The sequence below is a fragment of the Edaphobacter lichenicola genome, assembly GCF_014201315.1.
GTDB classification, from domain to species: Bacteria; Acidobacteriota; Terriglobia; order Terriglobales; family Acidobacteriaceae; genus Edaphobacter; species Edaphobacter lichenicola_B.
The window spans coordinates 228,828-251,607 of record NZ_JACHDY010000002.1; the positions used below are offsets into that span (position 1 = coordinate 228,828).

Annotated in this window: 14 protein-coding genes, 2 tRNA genes, 3 rRNA genes and 1 pseudogene; 12 read left to right on the forward strand and 8 right to left on the reverse strand. The window is 56.6% G+C overall.

Annotated features, from left to right (window positions below; genetic code table 11):
• Positions 1-74: 74 nt before the first annotated feature.
• Positions 75-533, forward strand: coding sequence for a VOC family protein (locus HDF09_RS07350; protein ID WP_183764052.1), 459 nt, complete (start codon positions 75-77; stop codon positions 531-533).
• A 498-nt stretch (positions 534-1,031) separates the two neighbouring features.
• Here the strand turns inward: HDF09_RS07350 and HDF09_RS07355 are convergent, their stop codons facing one another.
• Complete coding sequence (locus HDF09_RS07355; RefSeq protein ID WP_183764055.1) at positions 1,032-3,242, reverse strand: S53 family peptidase; 2,211 nt, start codon at positions 3,240-3,242, stop codon at positions 1,032-1,034.
• A gap of 461 nt (positions 3,243-3,703) precedes the next feature.
• Here HDF09_RS07355 and HDF09_RS07360 point away from each other — a divergent pair, with 461 nt between their 5' ends.
• The gene (locus HDF09_RS07360) at positions 3,704-4,318 is read left to right on the forward strand and encodes a thymidine kinase (protein ID WP_183764058.1); all 615 of its coding nucleotides are present in this window, start codon (positions 3,704-3,706) and stop codon (positions 4,316-4,318) included.
• A 72-nt stretch (positions 4,319-4,390) separates the two neighbouring features.
• Complete coding sequence (locus HDF09_RS07365; RefSeq protein ID WP_183764061.1) at positions 4,391-5,362, forward strand: hypothetical protein; 972 nt, start codon at positions 4,391-4,393, stop codon at positions 5,360-5,362.
• A gap of 107 nt (positions 5,363-5,469) precedes the next feature.
• Here HDF09_RS07365 and HDF09_RS07370 read toward each other — a convergent pair whose 3' ends face one another.
• Positions 5,470-7,029: a S10 family peptidase gene (locus tag HDF09_RS07370; RefSeq protein WP_183764064.1), complete on the reverse strand. Its 1,560-nt coding sequence runs from the start codon at positions 7,027-7,029 to the stop codon at positions 5,470-5,472.
• 103 nt (positions 7,030-7,132) lie between these two features.
• Here HDF09_RS07370 and HDF09_RS07375 point away from each other — a divergent pair, with 103 nt between their 5' ends.
• From HDF09_RS07375 to HDF09_RS07395, 5 genes are read left to right on the forward strand one after another with little or no spacing between them, the layout of a single operon-like run.
• On the forward strand, positions 7,133-7,681 hold the full coding sequence (locus tag HDF09_RS07375; RefSeq protein WP_183764067.1) for a superoxide dismutase family protein: 549 nt from the start codon (positions 7,133-7,135) through the stop codon (positions 7,679-7,681).
• 56 nt (positions 7,682-7,737) lie between these two features.
• Positions 7,738-8,553, forward strand: a complete 816-nt coding sequence (locus HDF09_RS07380) for an RNA polymerase sigma factor (RefSeq protein WP_183764070.1) — start codon at positions 7,738-7,740, stop codon at positions 8,551-8,553.
• Between the two features lie 33 nt (positions 8,554-8,586).
• Positions 8,587-9,606 (forward strand): anti-sigma factor family protein, encoded by a 1,020-nt coding sequence (locus HDF09_RS07385; protein WP_183764073.1) that lies wholly within the window; start codon positions 8,587-8,589, stop codon positions 9,604-9,606.
• Positions 9,603-10,868: a B-box zinc finger protein gene (locus tag HDF09_RS07390; protein ID WP_183764076.1), complete on the forward strand. Its 1,266-nt coding sequence runs from the start codon at positions 9,603-9,605 to the stop codon at positions 10,866-10,868. The genes HDF09_RS07385 and HDF09_RS07390 overlap by 4 nt, the downstream gene beginning before the upstream one ends.
• A 3-nt stretch (positions 10,869-10,871) precedes the next feature.
• Entirely contained in the window at positions 10,872-12,599 is a 1,728-nt protein-coding gene (locus HDF09_RS07395; protein ID WP_183764079.1) for a DUF4097 family beta strand repeat-containing protein, read from the forward strand.
• Positions 12,600-12,745: 146 nt separating this feature from the next.
• On the opposite strand, the gene HDF09_RS07400 is transcribed toward HDF09_RS07395, so the two are convergent.
• Positions 12,746-13,681 (reverse strand): SAM hydrolase/SAM-dependent halogenase family protein, encoded by a 936-nt coding sequence (locus tag HDF09_RS07400; RefSeq protein WP_311718973.1) that lies wholly within the window; start codon positions 13,679-13,681, stop codon positions 12,746-12,748.
• A gap of 73 nt (positions 13,682-13,754) precedes the next feature.
• Between HDF09_RS07400 and HDF09_RS07405 the strand changes: the two genes are divergently transcribed.
• The 4 genes and pseudogenes from HDF09_RS07405 (at position 13,755) to HDF09_RS20670 (ending at position 16,269) form a co-directional block, all read left to right on the forward strand.
• Entirely contained in the window at positions 13,755-14,651 is an 897-nt protein-coding gene (locus HDF09_RS07405; protein ID WP_183764085.1) for a hypothetical protein, read from the forward strand.
• Entirely contained in the window at positions 14,651-15,532 is an 882-nt protein-coding gene (locus HDF09_RS07410) for an Ig-like domain-containing protein (RefSeq protein ID WP_183764089.1), read from the forward strand. The genes HDF09_RS07405 and HDF09_RS07410 overlap by 1 nt, the downstream gene beginning before the upstream one ends.
• Before the next feature lie 8 nt (positions 15,533-15,540).
• Positions 15,541-15,882, forward strand: a pseudogene (locus HDF09_RS21285) (HEAT repeat domain-containing protein); the annotation flags it as partial.
• 24 nt (positions 15,883-15,906) lie between these two features.
• Positions 15,907-16,269: a hypothetical protein gene (locus HDF09_RS20670; RefSeq protein WP_260181010.1), complete on the forward strand. Its 363-nt coding sequence runs from the start codon at positions 15,907-15,909 to the stop codon at positions 16,267-16,269.
• A 409-nt stretch (positions 16,270-16,678) separates the two neighbouring features.
• Here HDF09_RS20670 and rrf read toward each other — a convergent pair.
• From rrf to HDF09_RS07440, 5 genes are all read right to left on the reverse strand, one after another.
• A 5S ribosomal RNA gene (rrf, locus tag HDF09_RS07420) occupies positions 16,679-16,795 on the reverse strand.
• A gap of 180 nt (positions 16,796-16,975) precedes the next feature.
• A 23S ribosomal RNA gene (locus tag HDF09_RS07425) occupies positions 16,976-19,926 on the reverse strand.
• Positions 19,927-20,314: 388 nt separating this feature from the next.
• A tRNA-Ala gene (locus HDF09_RS07430) sits at positions 20,315-20,390 on the reverse strand.
• A 53-nt stretch (positions 20,391-20,443) separates the two neighbouring features.
• Positions 20,444-20,520: transfer RNA gene (locus HDF09_RS07435), tRNA-Ile, on the reverse strand.
• Positions 20,521-20,839: 319 nt separating this feature from the next.
• A 16S ribosomal RNA gene (locus HDF09_RS07440) occupies positions 20,840-22,339 on the reverse strand.
• The 16S, 23S and 5S rRNA genes sit together here with 2 tRNA genes alongside, the layout of an rRNA operon.
• Positions 22,340-22,780 lie beyond the last annotated feature (441 nt).

Sequence of the window (22,780 nt, forward strand, 5' to 3'; positions counted from 1 at the left end):
TGCGGCTTTAGCCGCTGAGGTCCGCTTTCGTTTCGAAGCGCATACCTTCGCTTCAAACGCTCAAAGATCAGATCATGCAAAGAAATCCGAACTCTCTCGACAATCAGGAGCAACCCGTGACTCCCGCCCCCAACATCCAGCAGGTCGTTCCCTTCCTCTGGGTCGCGAACCTCGAAGCCTCCCTCCGCTTCTACGTCAACGGCCTCGGCTTCGAAAAAACAAAAGAGTGGATCGACGACGGCAAGCTCCGTTGGTGCTGGCTTCAACTCGAAGGCGCAGCCCTCATGCTCCAGGAGTACCGCCCCGACAAGCGCCCATCCGGCAAACCAGGTGAAGGAGTCTCCCTCTGCTTCCAATGCAACGACGCCCTCGCCATCTATCAAGCAGCGCTCGCACGCGGACTCAAACCCCAGCGCCCCTTCGTAGGCAACGCCATGTGGGTCACCATCCTCCCGGACCCCGACGGTTACAAATTAGACTTCGAGAGCCCCACCGACGCCCCAGAAGAATCCCTCTACGCCGACGCAGACTAGTTTTCTGAACCTAAGTATCCAATTACATATCGAACGGGTGTCGTTCCATCGACCACCACCCCCATCCGAGTGCAGCCAGCCATACCCCCGCAAGCACAAGCCACTGTCTCCTCGTAGTTGCAGCAATTAATGCCAACGATATCCCTGCAAAGGGGCTCATAAAGAGCCCACGGAGGATCATCGCGCCCCTCCAATCCGGGTAAGGAGCTAGATGTCCCGGCGTGAGAGTAAGCAGTAGAAATGGAAGCCAGCAAAGTAGGGAGAGCCAACCGCAGATACTTGCAACGAAATACCATTTGCCCATGCCGGAAGCTCCGTCCGCTAAGTTGTGACACCATTACCTTACTGCACCGCGACAATCTCTGGGATACATCTCCGCCCAAGAGGTCGCGTTACGAGAAACTTCCTCCACGGACCGGATCACCACCTCAAGCAAAAGCAAGGGCCGGCACTCGTCAGAGTGCCGGCCTTGACCCGCTACAACCAGAACTGATCGACCTACTGGAACGCCTTATCCCAATTCTTAATCAAATTGTTCACATTCAGCGTCCCAATCCCAGTCGCAAAGTCCCATCCCGCATTGCTGTTATAGGCCTTCTCATAGGCCTTGCTTGAAACCGAGAGAACACCGTTCGTTCCCGAAGGCGTATAGCAGTTGAACTTGCCCAGGCAGTTCACGTCCATATCGCCCAGAGTCACATCGTAGAACGTGCACGTGCTGTCCACTCCGTTGCCCAGCGTCGCGCTGCAGGAGTTGTTCCCCGCGCCGCCAAACTCCTGCCTGGCCAGCGCATAGTAAACATAGTTCGGATTACCCTGCGGCGTTCCGGTCGACTGATCGACCAGCGCCTGGATACCCGCCACAATCGGCGCCGCAAACGACGTACCGCCCGCGCCCGACCAGTTCGACGGATCGCCCGTGCACGGAGCACCGCCCGCACCCGGCGCTGGCTGGCTGTAGCAGAACACATAGTAGTGTCCCCAAACGCCATTCGCCGCGAACAGCGACACATCCGGAAGGTCCCGCACTCCGTCCGCAGGATTGCCGAACAGGCTGCGCTGATAGTTCGGCTTCTTGTAGCCCTTGCACGTCCCGCTGTCTGCCGCCGTGCCGTTCAGAGGCGACGTATTGCCGTACGCACAGTTGCTCGGTCCGCCGCTTCCGCTCGCCGTAGTCAGAAAGAACGCCTCACCCTCAGCCGAGTTGCAGAAGCCATTCTTGCCAAAAGGGACGTTGTATCCAACCGTGTTCGTGATCAGCGTGCTCGCGCAGGAGTCATTCCACGGAATCTCAGGAATGTACGACTTCGCTGAGCCGAAGGTTGCATTGTTCTTCGCGCTCCAATAGGTGGAGACGGTCCCGGCGTACGTGTCGCCAAAGTCCGTTCCGCCCACCGCCACGTTGTACTGCGTCGAAGCGAATCCGCTCACCGCAATACCGAACTGCGCCGCAGGCTGATTCGCATCGCAGCTTGCCGCACCCTCGTCACCCGAGGACACAAACACCGAAACCCCCTCCGCCGAGGCCTGCTGGTAAGCCGTGCTGTAGGTCGCATTGCCCGCCGCTCCCAGCCCAGCCTCGCACTCGCCATAGCTGATGCTGATAACCGGCGGAGGCAACGGCAGATTGATCAGAGCGTTGATCGCCAGCAATCCGCCAAACGTCGTCTGCGTATCGGCGCACGAGGCCAGAACGATCGCAGCGTTTGGAGCCGCGGCGCTCGCATACTCAGCATCGAGAATCGCCTCGCCGTCATTTCCAATCAGCACGCCGGGGTTCTTGCAGCCACCCGGATGAACCTGCCGGAAGCTGCCCTTCGTGTACTTCGACAGCCCGAACGTGCTCCGGAACGTAACCCAGTCCGCCGTCGAGTAGACGTTAGTGTTTTCAATCACCACCACCGTCTCGCCCTTGCCGGTAACGCCTCTGCCGTAGACCGGCCCAAAGTTATAGATCGTGTGCAGATCGTCCGGCACCACCGCTTGAAAACCCGCGTTCGTCGTAAAGTCAGGACTCGCCCCCTCAGGCTTCGCAGCCCTGGCGACGATTCCCTTGGAGGCACCATCGATACGCGCCGCGCTGATGCCCTTATTCGCAGGCTTCGGACGGAAGTCGCTCAACGAGCTCACGCCCACCACCACCTCCGCCAGCGCCGCAGGAATCTGCGGATTCTGCATGTTGGCAATATGCGATTCACCACGCACCTTCAACGTGTGCATCTCCGTGCGAAACGCGCTATTCACCTGCGCCGCACTTCCCGAAAAATCGACCACCATCCCGCTCTTCGAAACTTCGTTGACCTCAAATCCATGGCTCTTGAGCCATCCCGTCACCTCTGCGATGTCCTTCGCGCTCGGACCATAGTCGGCTCCAAGCTCTTCGGCCGTCAGCCACTGATGAAAGTCCGGGCTGCCCGGCCTGTGCATCGACTCGATCTTGGCCGTCAGCGCCGCCTCGCGCTCCGCCGGCCGCTTCAGTTGCAGCAGCATATGGTCCAGCCGCATTGCGCCATCCACCGCGCCCCGGTCATTCAGCGCATTCGCCTCCGGGCGTACATTGCCGGCCAGCGTGATCATCTTGCTGTCCGACACCGGTGCCGTCACCGTTGACCTGGCCGAGGTTCCAGTCTGAGCCTGCCCCGAAGACAACAGGGAGATTCCCATCGCCGAAAGACAGAGAAATTGCGTACAAAGAGAACGTAGTTTCATGAAATAGCCTCACTCAATATGGTTTGCGTGCTGAATCGGTCGCAGAGAAGCACTGAGCTCTGCGAAGAAACGTAGAGCGTTGCGAAGAAGCGTCGAGCTAGGAGGTACAACGAACGTTGTATTGCGGAGTCCCCTGTTTGGTGCAAGTTACCGTCGGTGGGAGGATACTACGGGCCTCCTCCAGCGAGGTCAAGCGCGAAAATCTCGCTTGTGCGCAAGATAAAAAAATACTTCACCCCCGTGTCACATTCTTCGGAGCCAGCAAGTACGCTGCCAAAACACCACGCCCACCACGCAATCCACCACGTTCTCACCACCAAAAAACCACACTCAAAACGCCGTTTTCCGCAAAACCCCAGCAAAAACCACAACTCCGCTGGCCAAAAAAATTACTCCCCCGAAATCCACCGCCGCCCGCGGTTAGGATAGCCAGAGACCCCAGCAAAAAGGCCTCCTCACCAATGACCCGCCCCATCCCCGGCAGAATCGAAACCATCGTAGGCCCCATGTTCTCCGGCAAATCCGAGGAGCTCATCCGACGCCTCAAACGCGCCCGCATCGCCCGCCAGCGCGTCGCCTGCTACAAGCCCGACATCGACCTCCGCTACCACCGCACCTCCATCGCCAGCCACAGCTCCCAGACCCACGAAGCCTGCACCGTCACCAACGTAGAGCACCTAAAAGCCGCGCTATTCCCTCAGTTAGACGACATCGACGTCATCGGCATCGACGAGGCTCAGTTCTTCGACGACACCATCCTCCCCCTCACCGTAGAGCTCGTCCACCTCGGCAAACGCATCATCCTCGCCGGCCTCGACACCACCTTCAACGCCGAGCCCTTCGGCCCCATTCCCGCCCTCATGGCCATCGCCGACGAGGTCACCAAGCTCTCTGCCGTCTGCATGGTCTGCGGCGCCCCCGCCATCCACACCCAGCGCCTCGGCCAAAGCCAGGAGCTCGTCCTCGTAGGCGCCGCAGGCCTCTACGAAGCCCGCTGCCGCACCCACTTCGAGCCCTTTCTCGACGACCAACACTCCGAACAACTCGAACTCCCCACCGTCGCAACGATCCTCTAAGCAAACAGAACCGCCAAACAGGAACGCCCTTCGCGATCATGATAAAAATAAGCGACCTCCGGAGACATCACGTTGAGCAAAAAACAAGAAAGAATCCTCACGGGCATCTTCCTGTTCTTCGTCTGTGTGCAACTAGCCCATTTTGTGCACAACGGCTGGTATACGTACGGGCACACCGCACAAGTACAAAGACCACAAATGGGCGGTACCTTTCGTCTTGCCCTTCCTGCTCTGATCCAGACGACCACCAGGATCTTCCATGTGAACGACACGTCCATTACTGCCGCCGCGTTCGACTTGATAACAGGATTCTCCGCACTCTACCTCCTGTATTTGATGACGGTCGATCTCCCGTTGGAAGAGCCGGATCGGCCGAAAGACAGAGCGCTGAAGATCCTCTTCTTCCTGGCGATCATTCAATTTCCGCTTGCTTGGGTAGTTCCCTGGCAACGGCCCGAGACGATGCCTTCCGCTCTCTTCCTGGCGTTCTCTCTCTTCTGTCTCGCGAAGATCGAAAAAAATCGGCTGTGGTCGCTTCCACTTCTGGCTGCAGTCCTGATTCAAACCCTCGTTCGGACCGACGTGCCCCTTGTCTTTGGGGCGGCAACCGCTTTCGTTGGCCTCTGGTCCCTCGTCAAAAAGGGGTCGCAGGGTAAATTCCGCGCGAGCATGGACTACATCGTCATCGGCAGTCTTATCGCCCTCATCTCTGCGGGGATTCAGGTTTACCTGCACACCCTCTATCCACAGGCCAGCGTAGACATCCAGTTCGGGCCGAATTCTACCTTTCACAATCTCGAGATCCTCACCATCATCTTGGCGCCGTTCGTCTCATTCGCACTATTGTTGATGGTCTACCGGCCTCCTCTAACCGCCGTGGAAAAAGTGGCGATGGCGTCTGCTCTCCTCTATCTACCGATGTACTTCACGTTCGGCCTCGTCACCGAAGCGCGCATTTATGTGCCCTTCCTGCTGATTATGTGCATGGTCACCGCCAGGGTATCGGCATCTTTCCTGAGCGCCCGATTCGACGCCGCCACCTGATGCGCGCCTGACAAAACATCCAGCCGCCGGCCGCCTCAAGATACTCAAAACGATGCCAGGAAGATACTGCCTTCCTGGCATCGTCACGCCTCCCAACTGCGCTGGCTTCAGTGCTTCGACACCATCTCCATCACATCCTTGCGCAGCGCCAGCGAGCTAGCCGGCCGCGCATAGTACATGTGCCCCCCGGGATACTCATGCACCTGCACCCGCGTCGGATCGCCCATCGGCGGAATCTGGCTCACCGTTAGCACCGACCCCATAAACGGGCAGGATAGATCCGCCCATCCATGCGCAATCACGACGCGCAGCTTCGGATCGGTAGCCACCGCAACCCTCAGATCCGTCGCCGAAGCCGACCCCGAAAACGCGCCATTACGCCCGCTGTTATCCCACATCCTGTTCACGTCGAACGACAGCGCGTTGTAACTCGCATCCGTCTTCCAACCAACCGTCCGAGTCACAAAATCCACCATCGCCGTAGTCGTCGGCGCAATAATACTCAACAAAATCGGGTCCTGCGTCTCCTGCGTAGGGTTGTAAGGAAACGGATCGTAAGCCGTCACGTTCGGGTCATACCGGCTGCCCAGTTTGCCCGTCTCCCGAAACTCCTCCCGCAAAAACGCTTGCGTCTCCAGCCGCCCACCCGACTGCTTCACAAACGTCGGATCAAGTCCCGTCAGCTCCGTCACCTTCTTCACCAGACGAGGCGTCGCCGCCGGATCGCTGTTGCCCTTCATCAGGTCCACCGCATACTCGCTCCGCGTGTAGTCGATCACCTCGCCCATGTTCTCGTTCGTCAGCTTGCCCTGCCGCTCATAGTTCGCCGCCACGATCGAAGGCAGCGTCATCATCCACGGAATCGGCGAGATATCCGGCGAACCACCCTGCGGAGACAGCGCCGGCGAAACCAGCACCAACCCATTCACCGCAACCCCGGTCTGTGACTGCAGATAAGCCGTCAGCCTCGGTCCGCGATACCCCCCATAGCTCTCGCCCACAATGTACTTGCGAGCCTGCAGCCGCCCGTTCTTCACCAGCCAGTCGTAGATGTTCCGCGACAGATACGCAATGTCCTGGTCCGGCCCATAAAACTGCTTCTTCGACTCCTCCTCCGACACCAGCGAACGCGAAAAACCCGTCCCGATCGGGTCGATAAACACCAGGTCCGTAAAGTCCAGCCACGTCCCCGGATTGTCCGTCAGCGTCGCCGGATCCGACGGACTCTGCCCCTCCGCGCCGAACGCCACTCTCTTCGGCCCAATCGCCCCCAGGTTCAAATAAACCGAAGCCGCGCCCGGCCCACCGTTGAATGCAAACGTCACCGGCCGGTCTTTGCTCTCAACAACACGATCCTTGCCCTCAACAACATAGGACGTATAAACCACCTCGCCGCTCAGCCCGCCCTTGCCATCCCGCACCGGCAGCGTACCCACGGTCACGGTGTAGTGCAGCGTCTTGCCGTCCAGCTGCATGGTCTGCTCCACATGCGCATCCGCCGGAAGAGGAGGCAACGTAGCCGAGATTCCCGGCGTAGCCGCAGGCTTCGCGTCAGCGGGCTTCGCATCCGGCCCGGCCTGTGCAGCCGCGAAAAGAGGAACCAGTGCAGAGAAACTTGTAAGAAGGAACGAAAAAACCACGAACTTCGACAGGGACGGAAACCGCATTGCAATCATGATCCAAATTTTACATAGTTGTTCCGACGCAGCACGCAACCCAAACAAATACTTCGGTATTCTCATCAGGTAGTCGATTTGGAGAATAGAACCCATGCGCAACATCCTCGCCGCCGTCACCCTTAGCCTTCTCGTTGTCCCCGTCCTCGTTGTTCCCGCTTCCGCCAAGCCCAAGCCAAAGAACGTCGTCATCGTTCCCATTAAGACCGGCACCGGCGAAGATGCAGGAACCGCCACCTTCAGCCCCTCGAAGAAGGGCGTTCGCATCAAGCTCGACCTCAAGAACCTCCCCGTAGGCGAGCATGGCGTCCATATCCACGCCAAAGCCCTCTGCGACGCACCCGACTTCAAAACCGCAGGCGGCCACTTCAACCCCGAAAACAAACAGCACGGCTTCCAGAACCCCATGGGCCACCATGCCGGCGACCTGCCAAGCAACGTCACCATCGGCGAAGGCCATCTCGGCCAGGCCACCTTCAACGTGAACTACCTCTCGATGGACCCCACCGCAGCGAACAGCATCCTCGCCAACGGAGGAACCTCCATCGTCATCCACGAGAAAGCCGACGACATGAAGACCGACCCCTCCGGAAACTCCGGCAACCGGATCGCCTGCGGCGTCATCTCCGCTCCAACCCCCTAACCCACATTCACTGTCCATCTGTGAACAAACCGGAACGCCCATGCGTATAGCAATCCATGGGCGTTCTGCACATGGCGATTCCGACAGTGAGCCGGCACACGGCGCTCAAATCCCCGGCGCGCCGCCTGCCTAGAGTCCCGGCACAGCACGTTGCCACTCCCGACATCCTTCAAGTCCAGCAACAAATCAATCCATCCCCCGCTCCACGCGGTACACTTCTCCCACCGACAAAATCATTTGAGGCGAAGTTGGAGCGTACCCCACAACAGGATGCGGCACAGGAAGCAGCGCAGGAAGCCCTAGCCAAACTGGTGCGCCAGTGCATGGCCGGAGACTCCCAGTCCTGGCAGCAGCTCGTCGCCTCCCAGCATCGCCGTATCTACGCCATCTGCTACCGTTTCACCGGCTCAGGCACCGACGCCGAGGACCTCACCCAGGAGGTCTTTCTCAAGCTCTACAAGAACCTCGCCAGCTTCGATACCCAAAAAGGCAGCTTTCAGACCTGGATCACCACGCTGGCCCGCAATCTCCTGGTGGACCACTTTCGCCGCACCCGCCTCGAGCGCGCCTCCGAGTCCCTCGACGCCACCTTCGACGGCGAAGAGGACAGCCCCACCATGGCCGACCGGCTCGCCGACCCCCGGCCCTCCCAGGAGCATCATGTGGCCGGCCTCGAGCTCAAAGTTCGCGTCCAGAGCGCCCTAAAACAGCTCTCGCCCGAGCTTCGCGAAGCTGTTATTCTGCGCGATCTCGAGGATATGGATTACAAAGAGATATCACAGGTTCTCCGCATACCCGAAGGAACCGTAAAAAGCCGCATCAGTCGCGGTCGCGGGGAACTTGCAAGGCTTCTGCAACGTATAGAAAGTTAGTGGACATAGTGCTAGAGAGAGAGGTGGTTTAAAGTGGCAGACTTCAACCAATTCGGCAGCGTCAAACCAGGCGCACCCGGAGATCCTCAGCACTGCGCGCAGTGCGAGGCCATGTTCGCCGATGCCCTCGACGGTACCCTCTCCGCCGCAGATCAGGCCACCTTCGACACCCACATGATCGGCTGCCCCAGCTGCGCCGGCCTGCTCGCCGACGCCCAGCGCGGAGCCACCTGGATGGAGATGCTCAAATCTCCCCGCCCCGAGCCCCCCGTCTCCCTCTTTGAGAGCATCCTCGCCCAGACCAGCGGCAAGACCGCCCTCGGTCCCGCCAAAGAAGACCAGCCCCCTATCGTCCTCGGCCGAACCGACTACCTACGCACGCCGAATACCCTCCCCGGCCATTCGTCCCTGCTTCCCTCCGCCGGAGGAACCCTCGCAACCAGTCCCTTTACCTCTGCCAAGGTCCTTCCCTTCCGCACTCGGGTCACCTACGGGCTTCGTTCCCTGGGCCAGACCATGCTGCAGCCGCGCCTCGCCATGACTGCTGCCATGGCCTTCTTCTCCATCGCCCTTACCATGAACCTCACCGGCATCCACCTCAGTCAGCTTCACGCCAGCGACCTCAAACCCTCCAGCATCATGCGCAGCTGCTACGAGGCCAAGGCCAAGGTAGTCCGCTACTCCGACAACCTGCGCGTGGTCTACGAGCTTGAGTCCCGCGTCCGCGACCTGCAGCAGCGCTCCTCCGACGATAACGGCTCAACCGGATCGTCTGGATCATCGACCAGCAGCACCCCCGTCAACCAGAACGACTCCACCCAGCCGGGCAGCAAGCCAGCTGGCGCCCAGCCGGATAATCAGAAGCCCGGCGACAAGAACGACCAGAAGCAGAACAGCCCCAAACCCAACCCTGGCTCCAGCCGCCGCGAAACCCCAGGCGGAAACGTTCAGCTAGTAGCATCTGTCAGCACCCGGGCCCCTCTCCCCTTCCAGTCTCAAGATTTTATTGTCTTTACTCCCAGTCTCATTAAGTCGGAAGGGGGATTGGTATGACTTGCGCAAACCATCCTGAACGTGAACGTATTGCTTTTTGCCAGAACTGCGGCAAACCACTCTGCCAGGAGTGCACCCGCACCGTCGGCTCTGCTGTCTTCTGCGAACCCTGCCTCGCCGCAAAACTTGCGGGAACTCCGCCGCCTCCTGGAGCGGCTTCCGACGCACGTCAGCCCGGCGCCCCTGCCGACACTGTCTGGCAATCGGGAGCAGGAATGCCTTCCGGTTGGCAACCTCCGGCTGGCCCCAACCCCGGCCTCGCCGCTCTCTTAGGCTTTATCCCCGGTGTCGGCGCGATGTACAACGGCCAGTACGCCAAGGGCGTCGTCCACCTGGTCGTCTTCGCGATCCTCGTCAGCCTCGCCGACAACCACGGTATCTTCGGCCTCTTCATCGCCGGCTGGGTCTGCTACCAGGTCATCGAGGCCTACCACACCGCCAAGGCCCGCCGCGACGGCACCCCGCTCCCCAATCCCTTCGGCCTGAACGATCTCGGCGAACGCCTGGGCTTCGGAAAGTCCTGGCCCGGCGTCAGCCACTCCGGCCCGGCAGCCCCCTTCGTTCCCCAGGGAACCGCACCCACATCAGACACCCCCAACTCCCCACCGAGCAGCGCCTATACGGCCCCGCCTGCAGGCTATCCGCCACAGTATCCGCCTCAGCAGCCGTCCGCTGCCGCCTGGGGATCCCCCTGGGAGAACTACGCCCCCCCACCCGTTTCCCCGATCCCGCCCTACGGCGCGCCAGCCTACCCGGTCGATCCCAACCTCCCCATACCGCGTAACCGCTTCCCCGCCGGCGCCCTCTGGCTGATCGGCCTTGGCTGCATCTTCCTGGTAGGCAATGCGGGCCTCTTCCATCACTTTCCCATCCACCGCATTATTCCCTTCTTCCTGATCGGACTCGGCGTCTGGCTCTTCGTTCACAAGATGACCGGCACCGGCAACGGCCTCTCAGACGACGGCACCCCTGCCTACCAATACCGCCTCTTCAGCGCACTGCGCGGCTCCATCTGGGTCATTCTCGTCGGCGTCCTCTTCCTGCTCGACTCCTTCGACATCCTCTCCTGGTCCCACAGCTGGTCGCTCTTCCTCATCGTCGCCGGTCTCATGGCAGTCTTTCAGCGCACCTCCTTCAACTCCGCCGCAGCCGTAACCCACCCTTACGGGGTTCCTCCGGCTTCCCCGGTCGCTACGCCCCCACCAGCCACTCCCAGCACCAGCATCGTTCCCTCCAACCAGCACGATCAGGAAGGGAGCTAGGCCATGGGAAGCTATCCTCCTCCACCCTATCCGCCACCGCCCGGCCCTCCCTACGGCGGCGACTGGAAGTATCAACGCCGCGTCCTCAAAGAGCAGGCCCGCGCCCAGCGCGACATGGCCCGAGCCCAGCGTGACGCCTACCGCTACCAGGCCCGCAGTCTTCGCCGCAGCTCCATCCTCGGGCCTCTGCTCCTGATCACCATCGGCATCCTCTTTCTACTGGTGCAGACCGGCCGCGTCGAAGCTCACCGCCTCTGGGACTGGTACGCCCGCTTCTGGCCCATCCTGCTCGTAGGCGCCGGCATCGTCATGCTCCTCGAGTGGGCCTACGACCAATACATCCAATCCGATGACACCCAGCCACGTTATCGTCGCCGTCTCGGCGGTGGCGTCTTCACCCTGCTCCTGATCCTGGGCATCACCGGCATCGTCTTCAGCAGCGTCAGAAATGGTAACGGCCACAGTTACATGCTCAACGGCCTCAACCTCAACCAGGACAACCTCGACGAATTTCTCGGCGACAAACACGAGAGCGACCAGGTACTCTCGCAATCCTTCCCCGCCAACAGCGGCTTCACCGTCGACAACCCTCGCGGCGACATCTCCATCTCTGGCACCAGCGACGACAACCAGATCCACATCTCCGTCCACAAACAGGTCTACACCCGGTCCGACTCGGACGCCGACAGCAAAGCGCAAAAGCTCAGCCCGACCCTGACCAGCACAGGAGACAGCCTGGCGCTCTCCGTTCCAGCCATCGACGGCACCCGCGCCGACCTCACCATTAGCCTGCCCGCAACGGCACCGCTGATCGTCACGGCCAACCACGGCGACGTGCACGTCAGTGCACTCAAGGCTCCGCTTCAGGTTACGGCCAACCACGGCAACATCGAGCTCACCGGCATCACCGGGGTCGTCATCACTCACGTCAACAACAGCGACTCCGATCTCTCCGCACACAGCGTCTCCGGCCCCCTCACCATTCAGGGCCGCGGCCACGACACAACTCTCTCCGACCTCTCTGGCCCAGTCACCATGAGCGGAGACTTCTTCGGAACCACCCACTTCGAGCGCATCCGCGGCCCTATCAAATTCCATACCAGCCGCACCGACCTTCAGTTCGCCCGTCTCGATGGCGAGATCGATATCAGCCACTCCGACATCTCCGCCAGCGAGGCCGTCGGTCCCTTGACCCTCACCGCAGGCAATCGAAACGTCACCCTCGACCGAATCGCCGGAGACGTCACCGTAACCAACCGCAACGGCTCGGTCGATCTCACCAGCGCGCCTCCTCTCGGCAATGTCACCGTCGAGAATCGCAACGGCTCGGTCAACCTCACCCTGCCGGAACAGGCAGGTTTTGCCTACCAGCTCGACGCCACCAACGGAGACATAGAAAGCGACTTCTCCGACATCAAGATTCCTGACGGCGGACTCCAAAAGAAGACTGTTAGCGGCACCTCAGGCAAAGGCGGTCCGCTCTTTCACATCTCCACAAGCCAGGGCGACATCTCCCTGAAGAAGGGGAGCATCATGCCACTGCCTCCGCTGCCTCCCATGCCGCCCAAGATCACCGTTCTACCCCCAGATGCGCGTCAGGCTATCCAGGACGCGAAGCAGGAGGCGCGTAACGCCGTCCGCGAAGCAAAGCAGGAAGCAGACGCGGCGAAACGTGAAGCCAAACAAGCTGCCGACGAGGCCAAACGCGACGCCAAACAGCAGAACCAATAACCGCAGTAGCGCTCACAAGTGCTGCTACCCAGTTTTTGCTGTCATCCTGAGCGGAGCGAAGGATCCCGACAGGCTTCACTCCCCCATACCCTCGAAGCCTTTCTACCCTCACGTCCGGATTCCGGCTTAATCAGAGGTCCCTCAAGTCATCTCTTCGCCGCAATTGAAATTGGAGTCGACGCCCGAACTCCATAGGTATCGGCAAAGCTGTTTTGATTGATCCCAAGGCTCAACCGGCCGCGCGAGTCAATGTAAGCCAGAGGCTTTCCAACCGCCACATCGCTGAAGGTCTTCACAAACGGCAGCTGGTAAAGATGGTCCCCCACCTGCACCGGAACTACATCCCCCACGTGATACCCGAGCTTCGCAAACGTCTCAGCCAGCACGTTCAGCACAAGGTTTCCAAACGGCCCGTCGGTCCCGATCACCTCACCATGCAGGCCTGACGCATCCACCACCGCGCTGCGAAGGTTGAGCCTTACCAGACTCGCCACCTCCACCGCAGGCCCTGCTTTAGTCCAGTCATCGCCCCGCGCAAGATGCGCACCCGCCGGAGAAAAGATATCTCTGCCATGAAAGGTAGAAGAGGTCTTCGCCCCGATCATCCACTCCGGATTGGTGATCTGTCTCACTCCGTCAATTCCATCCCTATCCTGAATTAAGGTCAGCAGGCCGTTATCCGGCAACACAAAATACTGCCCCAGCCTGGAATGAGCAATGATGGCCCTGCGCGTACTTCCCACCGTAGGATCGATGACTACAACAAAGACCGCATCCTTAGGGAAGTATGGCGAAGATCCTGCCAGAAATCGCGCACCCTGGGCAATGTCGTACGGCGTCGCCTGATGCGTGATGTCGATGATCTGTACCCCAGGCGCAACTCCATTCATCACCGCCTTGCAGATTCCAACAGCATCGTCCTTCACATCGAAGTCGGTCATGAAACCAATCGTCCGCAGCGCAGTTCCATCCGTTGCAGCGGAGCCGCTCTGTGCCGAAGCCTCGCGGACAAAACTCGTCCAGAAAAGACCAGCCGCAAACAACAAAACACAAATCCTCTTGAACAAATCGAGTCGTCTCACCAACAACCTCACAGAATGAAATAGGGATCTCTCTCCAATCATACCCAGTCAGCGACCCGGTTCAAGCACGCCCTTGAGCCGCAAGACTACTCCACAAGCAAGCGGGCCGCAGATCTACGATGTCAGTGGCAGTTATTGGCATATAGACGGTAATTTTGAATCAATTCTTCATATAAAGAACGTTCTGGAAACATCGGAACTGACCGTAACTCCGGTCCTCTGGATGGCTGACGGAACTGAGTATGATCTGGCTCCGATTCCGTTGCAAAAGGCAGAGTCCGTCAGCATAAATATAGCTCACGCCATTGCTGACGCCCCGTCCTCGATCACCCAACACGCATCCCTATTCGGCAGCGCTGGAATCCGCTACTCGTGGAATTGGAGAGATGCGGCGATTGCCCACGTCTCGACCACTGATGAAATCAATAGTCTTACTTACATCACTCACGCGTCTGCTGCCATCGCTCCCAATCCCGATCTCACAAACGCACCAAACCGTAACAATGTAGTTGAGGGAATGTGGTGGCTCCACACGAAAAGCGTCATCCCTTTCGTCACTTTCGTTAACACCTCGAAAGCAGACATTCCCGCACATATCTTAATCTCTGGCGGAAATGCCGATTCAGCTAAGTCAGAAAATATAGTTGTCGGGGGCGGTCAAACGCAGGTCGTCAAACTTGATCGATTAATCCAAGCACTGCCTGTTCAGTCAGATGTTGGAGGCGTTCAGGTGTCTTACATTGGTAAACCTGGCACTCTTGTCATTGAAGGAGGACAGGAGGATTTTAATGTGGGTTATTCCTCTTCAATACCTTTTATGACGTTGGAATATCGGCAGGTGAGAAAGATGGTTGTTCCAACCTCGGTCACATTCGCTGCGGTTGGAGTGCAAGTTGGAGTTCCTGAGGCTAGAACGCAGTTCCCCCAGGACACAACGTTCCTTACCAATCCAAAGGGCGCCGGACGTTAATGGGTACGAAAGCGCACGTTTCGATCTTTAATGTGGAAACGGCGACTTGCAAGGAGTCCTGTGAAGATTGCGACAATGTAGTTTCAGCCATCTTGACGCCTCCAAATGGGAATCTCTCCGTCGGTGCGAACCTTGGGTACGTTGTCACTGCAAAGATGAAAAACGGTCAGACATTCAATGCCAATGGCAGTACGACATTCTCAAGCTCGAACACAGGCATAGCAACGATCACCAGCGGTGGAACTGCTTTGGGAATTAACGTCGGATCTGCAACCATATCCGCAAGAGACGAAGACACTGGAAACCCGTCATGGGCGCCTGGATCGCTCTGTAACTTTCCAATCCCAAGTTGCCCAGTATTTATTGCTACGCCTACTGCGCCAATAAGCGTGCAGCTATGCCCGACAGCAGTCACTGTTTCTCAAACGTTCCCTCGATCACTTCCGGACCTTGATCAACCTCTTGCCCTAACCGGTGTTGGTATCTTGGCTCGCATGCTGGTTTCACCCTCAATATCCAACTATGCAGGCACCATCATTACCGAGATCGTGACAACAACCGGTAATTCTTGTCCGTCCAACATTACGGATTACACCAATTTCCCAACTGTCTTTTCCCAATTTACGGTGGGTTCACCCACAACTTGGGAAATGGTGAGCTTCCCAGTTGTGACCAATTCGTACTATGACTCTCATCGGATTCTGTCAGATACGGACATCCTCGGTTTAACCAACGTCTCTACCTGCACAGCAACAGCGACACAAGTCTACTCTTGCAGCGGCCAACAGATCGGCACGTTCCTGCTCGAGAATACTTACACGCATGGTGCGCTGTCAGGCCAGAGTGTGACTAATGTCTTAACAACCAAGACCCACGAGTAGGTTTAAGCATGAACAACTCTATTTGTTCTTTGAGTGTCGTGATCTTGGGAGTATGTATACTAAACCCCTCTCGAGCCCAAGCTCCGCCCACCCCCGACCAGATTCTTAGTGCAAAGGGTGTCTCGACTACTCTTTCCGGGTTAAGGAACGCTGTACAGGATCCTCGTCCGGAGGTTAGAGGACTCGCTGCAAACGTACTTGCTCAGAAGAATGATCGCGAATCTATCCCTAGTATCGTGAATGCCCTCACCCACTCTTCTACTTCCCTTGAGAGAGAGAATCTCGCTCAAGCCCTACTTACATTTGGAGATCCTGCGGGTAAAGCGGGGATGCGAAGTGTATGTGAAGATCGCAGCGCGCGAGAAGACTTGCGTATGATCGCGTCGATACAGCTTTTCGATGCAGGAGATGATGGCTGTGTCAACGGCGTCATAGACGTCCTCTCGTCCACGTCTGACCATTCTATAAGATCCTCCGCGATGGATTTCTTGACCAAGGCAAAAACCTCTATATCGTCGGAACAGAGGACGTTGCTTGCAGTTGGCCTGCGGAATTCGCTCAAGGATCAGATTCCTGCGATAAGAAAGCAGGCTAGCGGTTGTATTGCTTTTTTTGAGGTACGAGATGCAAAGGAATCACTCGAGGACGCAATTGGCAAAGAGACAGACTCCTCAACTCTAACGAAGATGCGAGGAGACCTTAGAACGCTTGAGTCTACAGATCACAAAAACCAGTAAGGAGTCTGCCTACTTCTGAATCACGTTGGGTGTTCCCTGCGAGTTGCCCTACAGCGCGCTCGTGTCGAAGAAGCTCATCCTCCCTTTGGAATTAGAAACGCTTGCTGCTTTCCACACCACACGAAACACCACACTTTCACCACAGATCGACCATCCAATAACCACGATTTTGCAGCAGGAAACTGCTCCTCCCGCAGCGCAGCCAGAAAGGCCGAGGATTCCAGCCTGAGAGCGGCACTGATCCCCCTAATTACCTGAAATCCACCACAACTCACCACAAATGCCGAAGACCGTCTTTATCCACAGCCAATTGGTCAGTCCTCTGGCCTTGACTTTCCGGACTTGCAGAAGCATAGCTGGCCCAGGCAATAAAAAAGCCCCATCCTCGAAAGGATGGGGCTCTGTAATATGCCGGCGATCACCTAATCTCCCACACACTTACGCGTGCAGTACCATCGGCCCAACGAGGCTTAACTTCCGTGTTCGGGATGGGAACGGGTGTGACCCTCGCGGTAAACTCACCGGCAAATTTTTGAAATCTCGCTCTCGCGATCTTCCACAACTGAATAGATTGGGATTAGACGTTTGTTGCTTTTACTGCGTATTTTCCAAAAGATATAACTACAAAGCTTGTATTGAATGACTCCAGAACAGTGGACTTCCCGTAATTGTTCTTACGAGAATCAGTCTGCGCAGAGTAAATTCTATGGACAAGCCGAACGGGCGATTAGTACTGGTAAGCTACATGCATTACTGCACTTCAACCTCCAGCCTATCAACCTAGTGGTCTTCTAGGGCCCTTCATTTCCCTTTTGGGTTGGGAGATCTCATCTTAGAGCGTGCTTCCCGCTTATATGCATTCAGCGGTTATCACAACCGAACTTCGCTACCCAGCCGTGCCCTTGGCAGGACAACTGGAACACAAGAGGTTCGTCCATCCCGGTCCTCTCGTACTAAGGACAGCCCTCTTCAAATCTCCTACGCCCACAGCAGATAGAGACCGAACTGTCTCGCGACGTTCTGAACCCAGCTCACGTACCACTTTAATCGGCGAACAGCCGAACCCTTGGAACCTTCTACAGCTCCAGGATGTGATGAGCCGACATCGAGGTGCCAAACCGAAGCGTCGATATGAACTCTTGGCTTCGATCAGCCTGTTATCCCCGGCGTACCTTTTATCCGTTGAGCGATGGCCCTTCCATACAGAACCACCGGATCACTAAGGCCTGCTTTCGCATCTGCTCGACTTGTAGGTCTCGCAGTTAACCACACTTATGCCTTTGCACTCGACGGTCGATTTCCAAACGACCTGAGTGTAGCTTCGCGCGCCTCCGTTACAATTTAGGAGGCGACCGCCCCAGTCAAACTACCCGTCTTACTATGTCCCTCTCCCGGATTACGGGAGCAGGTTAGAATCACAACAACCGCAGGGTGGTATCTCACCGTTGGCTCCACCGAACCCAAAAGTCCGGTATCAAAGCCTCCCACCTATCCTGCGCAGCAGTGGCCGTAACTCATAGTAAAAGTATAGTAAAGGTGCACGGGGTCTTTTCGTCTAGCTGCGGGTAACCGGCATCTTCACCGGTACTACAAGTTCGCCGAGCAACTCGTTAAGACAGTCGAACGATCGTTACTCCATTCGTGCAGGTCGGAACTTACCCGACAAGGAATTTCGCTACCTTAGGACCGTTATAGTTACGGCCGCCGTTCACCGGGGCTTCAGTTCAAAGCTTCGAGCTTGCGCCCTAACCTCTCCCTTTAACCTTCCGGCACCGGGCAGGAGTCAGCCCCTATACGTCGTTTTTGACTTTGCAGAGACCTGTGTTTTTGTTAAACAGTCGCCGTTCGCGTTTCACTGCGGCCCCTCTGGGCTTGCACCCTGAAGGGCGACCCTTCTCCCGAAGTTACGGGTCTAATTTGCCGAGTTCCTTAACAAGCTTTCACTCGAGCGCCTTTGGATATTCTCCTCGTCTACCTGTGTCGGTTTGTGGTACGGTTCCCAATCTCTCTCCTTAGAGGTTTTTCTTGGCACCATGAAATCAGCAGCTTTCAGCCATTCGGCTTACTGCTTTACGCCTCACTGTTAAGCCTCTCCGGATTTGCCTAGAGAAACCAGCTTACGCGTATCGAACACCATAGCCATATAATGTCCTGCCTATCCTTATGCGTCACCCCATCGTAATAACGAAAAACTGGGAGGTCCGGAATATTAACCGGATTTCCATCGCTTACGCCTTTCGGCCTCAGCTTAGGGACCGCCTAACCCTGAGCGGATTAACCTTCCTCAGGAAACCTTAGACTTTCGGCGTGAAGGGTTCTCACCTTCATTATCGCTACTTATGCCGGCAGGGTCTCTTCTGTAATGTCCACGCATCTTCCCAGTTGCGCTTCATCCACGACAGAATGCTCTCCTACCACGCACACCTAATGGTGTGCATCCGCTGCTTCGGTATACAGTTTTAGCCCCGTTGTATTGTCGGCACCGGACCGCTTGACCAGTGAGCTATTACGCTTTCTTTAAAGGATGGCTGCTTCTAAGCCAACCTCCTGGCTGTCTGAGCGTTCCGACTTCCTTTCCCACTTAACTGTAATTTTGGGACCTTAGCAGGCGGTCTGGACTGTTTTCCTCTCGACTGTGAAGCTTAGCCCCCACAGTCTGACTCCCGGGCTGGTTGTGATCGGCATTCGAAGTTTGATTAGATTCAGTAAGCCGGAAAGCCCCCTAGTCTATCCATGTCTCTACCACCGATCCAAATCACCCGAGGCTAGCCCTAAAGCTATTTCGGAGAGAACGAGCTATAACGGAATTTGATTAGCCTTTCACCCCTACCCTCAGCTCATCCGAGCTTTTTTCAACAAACACCGGTTCGGTCCTCCAGTGAGTGTTACCTCACCTTCAACCTGGCCAAGGGTAGATCATCCCGCTTCGCGTCTATTCCTGCCAACTTATCGCCCTATTCAGACTCGCTTTCGCTGCGGCTCGCTCACGCTTAACCTTGCTGACAAGAATAACTAGCCGGCTCATTATGCAATAGGCACGCGGTCAGACATTCCCTTACGGGCATAGTCCTCCCACTGCTTGTAGGCACACGGTTTCAGGTACTTTTCACTCCCCTCAATGGGGTGCTTTTCGCCTTTCCCTCACGGTACTGGTTCACTATCGGTCAGAAACGAGTATTTAGCCTTACGGGATGGTCCCCGTGGATTCAAGCAGGGTTTCTCGTGCCCCGCCTTACTCAGGTACCTGCTTCGAGTCTGGATCGCTTTCGTCTACGGGTCTGTCACCCTCTTTGGATCTCCTTTCCAGAAGATTCGACTAGCAACCAGATTGGTAACTCTACTTTTGCAGGCCCTACAACCCCCGAACTACCTAAATAGTACGGGTTTGGGCTGTTCCGATTTCGCTCGCCACTACTATCGGAATCGAGGTTTCTTTCTCCTCCTGGAGGTACTGAGATGGTTCACTTCCCTCCGTTCGCCTGTTCCAACCTATGAATTCAGTTGGACATACCCAGGTTTTACCTGGGTGGGTTTCCCCATTCGGAAATCTCCGGATCAACGCGTGTGTGCCGCTCCCCGAAGCTTATCGCAGCTTGCCGCGTCCTTCATCGCCTGTTTCTGCCAAGGCATCCACCGTGCGCCCTTAGTAGCTTGACCATAGAATTTACTCGCACGCAGCAGAGTGACAACCTCTGCAACATAGAGCTATCTACGTTTGATATAGTCCACGCCTGTGTCGTACAACCGTCATCTCAACTTGCGAGAATCAGGTCGGTAACACGAAAATTATTCTAAAGACACTCAATACTGACGACAGCGTCGCAATCAGAAACAACCTGAGAGCTAGCTGCTCAGCCTTGTAGTTATATTTACCCAATCTATTCAGTTGTCAAAAATCATCGAGCGATTCGCATTGCTGCGTCATCACTTCGCGCCCTCGGGCGGCTTGAGCATTCCTGCTCAAGGTTCAACCTCCGCAGCGCAGAGACTCAACCTCAAGCAGACATCGCTTGCATCACATATCGAACATGCCAATCGAGAAGTATGGTGGAGCTGAACGGGATCGAACCGTTGACCCCCTGCTTGCAAAGCAGGTGCTCTCCCAACTGAGCTACAGCCCCTTGTGATTTACACAAGTACGATGATCAGATTTACCTGACCGTCGGGATAAAGGTGGTGGGCCTGGGTAGATTCGAACTACCGACCTCACCCTTATCAGGGGTGCGCTCTAACCAACTGAGCTACAGGCCCGACTCTACAGCACCAGCCTCCAGCTTATCAGCAAGGAGCCTGATGCGCAGGCTGCTCTGTTGTTGATTCCGAAGAATCAAGAATCGAGCTCTCTCGAAAGGTTTCGAGGACACAGTTGAACGTGCATAGCAGCTACGCCGCTATTGACCATCGGTGTTGACAGATAGCGAAAAAAAGAAGGTCTAGTTCAGGCTCATCTAAACTCGCCGAAGCTAATTTAGATGGTTCTCGACAACGTCACTTGGAGCTCAACTTGGTCGCAAAACCAAGCTGCCTGCATTCGCAGGGCGCTGAAGTGTGTCGAGGCGTTCTCTTTTAGAAAGGAGGTGATCCAGCCGCAGGTTCTCCTACGGCTACCTTGTTACGACTTCACCCCAATCATGAATTACACCTTGGGCGGCTGCTCCCTTGCGGTTAGCGCACCGACTTCTAGTGCAACCCACTTTCGTGATGTGACGGGCGGTGTGTACAAGGCCCGGGAACGTATTCACCGTGGCATGCTGATCCACGATTACTAGCGATTCCAGCTTCATGGAGTCGAGTTGCAGACTCCAATCCGAACTGAGGCCGGCTTTTTCCGATTAGCTCCCCCTCGCGGGTTTGCAGCGGTTTGTACCGGCCATTGTAGCACGTGTGTAGCCCTGGACATAAAGGCCATGAGGACTTGACGTCATCCCCACCTTCCTCCCCGTTATCCGAGGCGGTTTCGTCAGAGTGCTCAACTAAATGGTAGCAACTGAAGATAAGGGTTGCGCTCGTTGCGGGACTTAACCCAACATCTCACGACACGAGCTGACGACAGCCATGCAGCACCTATATAGCGGTCTATTGCTAGACGCCGACGTTTCTGCCGGATTCCACTACATTTCGAGCCCAGGTAAGGTTCTTCGCGTTGCGTCGAATTAAACCACATGCTCCACCGCTTGTGCGGGCCCCCGTCAATTCCTTTGAGTTTCAGCCTTGCGACCGTACTCCCCAGGCGGATTGTTTATCGCGTTAGCTTCGACACGGCAGGATTGGGTACCTGCCACATCAAACAATCATCGTTTAGGGCTAGGACTACCAGGGTATCTAATCCTGTTTGCTCCCCTAGCTTTCGTGCATCAGCGTCAGTTATGGTCCAGTGAGCCGCTTTCGCCACAGGTGTTCCTTCCGATATCTACGCATTTCACCGCTACACCGGAAATTCCACTCACCTCTCCCATACTCAAGCCCGGCAGTTTCTTATGCAGACTATGGGTTGAGCCCATAGATTTCACATAAGACTTGCCAAACCGCCTACGCACCCTTTACGCCCAATAAATCCGAACAACGCTTGCCCCCCTCGTATTACCGCGGCTGCTGGCACGAAGTTAGCCGGGGCTTCTTCTATGGGTACCGTCATAATCTTCCCCATCGAAAGGAGTTTACATACCAAGATATTTCATCCTCCACGCGGCGTTGCTGCGTCAGGGTTTCCCCCATTGCGCAAAATTCCCCACTGCTGCCTCCCGTAGGAGTCTGGACCGTGTTTCAGTTCCAGTGTGTCCGTGCGCCCTCTCAGGCCGGATACCGATCATCGCCTTGGTGGGCCATTACCCCGCCAACTAGCTAATCGGCCGCGACCTCCTCCCCAAGCGCATTGCTGCTTTGACTCGTAAGTGTTATGCGGTATTAGCTAAGATTTCTCTCAGTTATTCCCCACTCGAGGGTAGATTAGTCACGTGTTACTCACCCGTGCGCCACTTTACTCAGAGCCGAAGCCCCTTTCTCGTGCGACTTGCATGTGTTAGGCACGCCGCCAGCGTTGATTCTGAGCCAGGATCAAACTCTCGTTTAATCTTGGTTTGCTTGCCGCACATCGACAGGGGTCGGTGCGGATCAAGCGCCCCCGGTGCTCGAAAACACCCGGAGGTTTATAACTAGTGAGAATGACTAAACCAAATTTCGTATCATCTCACGACTGGCACGTTCAACTATGTTGTCAAAGATCCGAACTGCATCCACCTAAGCGGGCAGCTTTGGATCAAGGACTGAATCGGCATAAGCCATATTCGTGTCCTCGAACTTGATGCGCTGTTGTCGTCTGTATTTGCTACTTACTCTATCTCTCTCGTTACTTTTTATCGGCCTTGCTTCAGCCTTTCGAGGAGCGCTTCAGTAGCGTGTGACGTTTTAGCGAACTTTCTGAGATTATCAATCTTCAGCTCGTCTGTCAACTCCTATTTTCGTTTTCTTTAGAATTTGTTTCCCTCCTAAAGGCTTCGAAAACAGGCCTGAC